The 5,027-nt window shown below is 66.4% G+C and carries 2 protein-coding genes; one reads left to right on the forward strand and one right to left on the reverse strand.

From position 1 onward, the window contains the following. Positions 1–992 precede the first annotated feature (992 nt). The gene (locus AC1DY5_RS41550; RefSeq protein ID WP_478120272.1) at positions 993–3,065 is read right to left on the reverse strand and encodes a thioredoxin domain-containing protein; all 2,073 of its coding nucleotides are present in this window, start codon (positions 3,063–3,065) and stop codon (positions 993–995) included. 159 nt (positions 3,066–3,224) lie between these two features. On the opposite strand from AC1DY5_RS41550, the gene AC1DY5_RS41555 reads away from it, so the two are divergent. Then, positions 3,225–4,940, forward strand: coding sequence for a SagB/ThcOx family dehydrogenase (locus AC1DY5_RS41555; RefSeq protein ID WP_478120273.1), 1,716 nt, complete (start codon positions 3,225–3,227; stop codon positions 4,938–4,940). Positions 4,941–5,027: the final 87 nt, after the last annotated feature.

Raw genomic sequence — 5,027 nt, forward strand, 5'->3', positions numbered from 1 at the left:
GACGTATACACCGAAGGGCGTGATGTACCAGCGGTCGTCGAAGTACTGGCTCGCTGTGTAGGTGGTCTGCGCAAGGCAGGCACCGTACGGGAGGGCAAGCGCGCAGCAAGCTGCGAAGGTGCGTCGGTCTAACATGAAGCCTCCTGACGTGGTTGGAAGGCCAGTGTTGGTGAGAGCTTCAGTCGAAGCAAATAAGCCGAATGGTAGATGGCCAAGCCGGAAAATCGGCGTATATGCAATTGGACTTGACTCTATTGCACGGACGGATAGGGGCTTGATTCTCAAGTCAAATCATTCTTCTACAGGGATCAGGTGTTTGCGAAATCGGGTCACTTCCAAACCGAGTGCGCCACTCTCCCGGTTGGCGCATGCACTTTTGGTTTCAAATTCACAGCGCTCAAGCTGCGTAAGTTGCGCGTCGGCAACGTCGAAAGACTCAAGTTGAAAATCTGGGGCTTACCGAGGGAAAGCAGAAATACCCAGACCGAAAAGCGCGGCGATGCTCCCGCTGACACTCATGGCATTGCGGCCAATCTGCAGTGCTGAATTGTCCAGTTTCCGAGGAAATGTCACAAAGATTGCTGTGGCGTGGAGGGAAGGTCGGCCAAAAAACGGGTAAACGAGCGCTGCTATTGAACGACGGCTCATGGGCCGGGACCGCCTGTTCCCGAGGCGCGCTGACAGCTGCCATTGGACAACCAGGCCATCATCCCGAAGGACCGCTGCCGGGCTCGGCTGCGAACTCACAGTCGCGGCCAAGAGCCGACGGCCGTCGACGACCGCTTTCCGGCATTCCAGCACGGCATCGACGGGTCGAAGCCGCGTGCAACCATTGGCGCAAGGGCGTCGTCGGCCAATTTCCGGGTGTTGAACGTCCCCCAGGCGGGCAAAGTGCCCCAAATGTGCGAACGACCGGGTCATCGAGCTCTTCGCGGCGCCCAGGCCAGGCGTGATCGCTGGCCTTTCTCATGGGCCGGCTCGGCTGCAACTCCTCAAGCAGCGCCGTCCGATGCTGCGAACTTGCCGGCCGGGCCAGAGTACCCCTTTGCCAGTTGCTCACGCAGCGCCTCGACCGATCGCGCCGGCAGCTCGCAGCTGCCATTCCGGCACAGGTAGGCCTCACCCGCAATCCGTCCTTCGAGCAGCGGCATCGATCCTGGAAAGCCACGCATTAGCGTGACCAACGGCGCGAACGCCGACTGCGCCGCCGCCCACAGGCGTTCACTGCCCGGTCCCGCCGGGATCGAAAGATCAGCCCCCTGCTCCGCCAGCAGCTGCGCGTGCAGCAACGCCGGCGCGGCCATCGGCGCTTCCTCCATCAGTGCGCCGTGGCCCTCAAGCGTCGCGCGGGCGATGGCGGACCAATCGCTGCGTTCATAGGGGCCCGCCAGTCGCAGCAACAGCTCGCACGCCGCCGCAGTGCCCGAGGGCACTGCCCCGTCGTAGAGGTTCCGCGCCCGCATAGGCAGTTGCATCGACGCGCTGTCGAAGAAGCCTTCGACCGGGTCATGGAAGCGCTCGACCATGCCACCGCACAGGTCGAGCGCGGCGTCCAGCCACTCCAACTCGCCGGTGGCTGCATGCAGTTCCACGAGGCCGAGCCCGAGTTGCGCATGGTCGGCCAGATACCCTTCGCCGCGCAAGGTGCCGTCGCGCCAGGCGTGGTGGACCAGCCCATCCCGGACCATGGCGGACAGCAGGAAGCGCGCGAGCGTTTGTGCGGCCTGCACGAGGTCGTCGCGTCCGAGCAGTCGCCCGGCTTCAGCGAACGCGCGCAGCGCCATGCCGTTCCAGTCGGCCAGCACTTTGTCGTCGGTGATCGGTCCGGCGCGTCGGGCGCGCGCGGCGTAGAGGCGCTCGCGTACCGAGCGTTCCCAGGTCACGAAAGCCTCGGGTTCCATGCCGAGTTCGGCGCGCACGCCTTCCGGATCGCGGCGCTCGAGCACATTCGTGCCGTGCTCCCAGTTGCCCTGCACCGTGACCCCATGCAGACGCGCGGCGGCCTCTGCGTCAGCGCCGAGCACGGCGCGGAACTCGGCCAGTGTCCAGACGTGGAATTTGCCCTCGACGCCCTCGGCATCGGCGTCCTGCGCGCAAGCATAGGCCGCCGGCGCAGCCGCCGGGTGCATCTCGCGCCGCAGGTACGTCAATGTGTCCTCGGCGATAAAGCGCAGCCTCTCGTCGCCGGTCAGCCGAAACGCGCCGGCGTACACGCGCGCGAGCTGGGCGTTGTCGTACAGCATCTTTTCGAAGTGCGGCACATGCCAGCGCTCGTCGGTGGAGTAGCGAGCGAAGCCACCACTGACGTGGTCATACATTCCGCCGGCTGCCATGTGGTGCAGCGTCGTTGCGAGCATCGTGCGCGCTCTTCTGTCGCCGCAGGCGGCCAGCGCCAGCAGGTATTGCAGCAACGGAGCCTGCGGAAACTTGGGCGCGCCGCCGAAGCCCCCGCGCGATTCGTCGAAGCGAAGGGCGATCTGGGCCTCGGCTCGCCGGTGCATGTCATCGGCCGACGCACGGGCCGTGAGGGTCGTGCCGCGGCGCACGAGATCGAGCAGCCTTTGGGCCTCCCGCTCGATGTCACCTCGCCGGTGGACCCAGGCCTCGCGCACGGCGGCGAGCACCTCGGAGAAGCTGGCGATCCCCTGGTGCGATCGCGGCGGGAAGTACGTGCCGCCGAAGAAGGCTCGAAGTTGCGGCGTGAGGAACATGTTCATCGGCCAGCCGCCGCGGCCGGTGAGCGCCTGCAGCGCGCTCATATAGACGTGGTCGACGTCAGGCAGTTCCTCGCGGTCGACCTTGATCGTGACGAAGCCATCGGCCAACTGGCGTGCCAGCCCCACGTCCTCGAAGCTCTCGCGCTCCATCACATGGCACCAGTGGCAGGTGGCGTAGCCCACCGACAGCAGGATCGGCTTGTCCTCGGCGCGCGCCTTGGCGAACGCCTCCTCGCCCCATGGAAACCAGTCCACCGGGTTGTGCGCGTGCTGCAGCAGGTAGGGACTCGTCTCGCGAGCAAGGCGGTTGGCGGGGCGGTCCGCGGGTTGCGGACTGCGAGGCGTCATGGACAGCGGCCCCGGCCTCGGAGTTTGTCTGGGAACGTTCGCCATTGTTTTAGCCTATGCTTTATCGAAGGCGCGGTCATGATCAAGGAAAGAAAGAACGCTACACCTCCACGGGAATGTGGCGGCGCTGACATCCACGACGCCGACAAGGTCGAAGCGGTGCTGCGCTATCACGAGCGTACCAAGCACCATTTCCACCGCTATGCGCGCTCCGCCGGCACCCTGGATTGGGTGAACCAACCCAACCCGTTCCGCCGTTACGAGGGGGCGCCGCTCACGCAGCTGCCCATCCTTGGCGCGGACGAAGAGCCGCTGTCGCCTCKCTACGAGGACATCTTTCGGCGGGGCGCGGTGCCGAGCGCGCCGCTGACGATCCGCTCGCTGTCGCGGCTGTTCGAGTACGCGCTGGCGCTGTCGGCCTGGAAGCAGGCTGGCGGCACGCGTTGGGCGCTGCGCAGCAACCCCTCGAGCGGCAACCTGCATCCCACCGAGGGCTACCTGCTGATCGACGCGCTTCCCGGGCTGGCGCCCGCGCCCGGCCTGTACCACTACGCGCCGAGGGCGCACGCTCTGGAACGGCGCGCGACCGGCTCCGCCGGGTGGTTCGCCCAGTTGATGCGCGAGTTTCCGCCACAGGCCTTTCTGGTCGGCCTCTCATCGATTTTCTGGCGCGAAGCGTGGAAGTACGGCGAGCGCGCGTTCCGCTATTGCCAGCACGACGTGGGCCACGCCATTGCCACGATTCGCATCGCCGCATCGACCCTGGGATGGAGCACTGTCGTGTTGCACGGCCTGGCCGATGACACCATCGAAACCTTGCTGGGGCTGGACCGCGCCGAGGACTTCGCAGGCGCCGAGCGCGAACAGCCGGAACTCGTCATGCTCGTCTGGCCGAACGACTCGGCCGGGCCGTGGTGTGCAGGCGCGCAGCGCACGCTGCCGCTCGGCCTCGATCCGCTGCTGGCGCGCGAGCTTACGAAGCAGCAAGGCTGGTGCGGGAAAGCGAACCGGCTCAGCTGCGACGACCCGGTCGCCTGGACCGCCATCGACGAAGTGGCGCTGGCCTCGCGCAAGGCGATCGGAGAGCGCTATGGCCTGGACCTGTTCGACGCGCCCGCCCCGGCGCATCGAAGCGAAGCGTTCCCGGACGGGCCRCCGGCCGGCCGGCTGATCCGCCAGCGGCGTAGCCTCCTGGCTTGCGACGGCCGGACCTCGATCACGGCCGAGCGCTTCTACGGCATGCTCGCGCGCGTGATGCCGCGCGTGGAACTGGAAGCGAACCGGCGGCCGTTGCCCTGGGATGCCATTGCCTGGGAGCCGCGCGTCCAACTCGCCTTGTTCGTTCATCGGGTGGATGGACTCGACTCGGGGCTGTACGTACTCGTCCGCGACCCGGCCAAGCTGGACAAGCTGAAGCGCGCCATGCACCAGCGCTTCGACTGGTCCAAGCCCCCTGGATGCCCGGCGGACCTTCCCCTTCGCAGGCTGGAAAGCGGCGATGCGAGGCGGCTCGCGACGCAAGTGAGCTGCTCGCAGGACATCGCGGGCGACGGGGTCTTTTCGCTAGGCATGATCGCCGAGTATCGGGACGCGTTGTTCACGCACGGGCCCTGGTTTTATCGTCTGCTCTTTTGGGAAACCGGGGTGATCGGGCAGGTGTTGTACCTGGAGGCCGAAGCGGCGGGCATCGGAGCCACGGGCATCGGCTGTTTCTTCGACGACCCGGTGCACCGGGTGTTCGGTTTCAGCGACCTGGAGTTCCAGTCGCTCTATCACTTCACGATCGGCGGCCCGGTGAAGGACAGCCGACTTACCACGCTGGCGCCCTACGGTATGCATCCGGAGGAGTTGGGGCGTGGTGCCGACCACGCGTGACGCAACGAGCGCGGAGGTCGCGGCGCGAGGATTGCCGGGCGGGTGGCCGTCGCGTCTACGTGACCTCGATGCACAGGTTGGCGACTT

Source organism: Variovorax sp. P4_D9 (assembly GCF_056401695.1).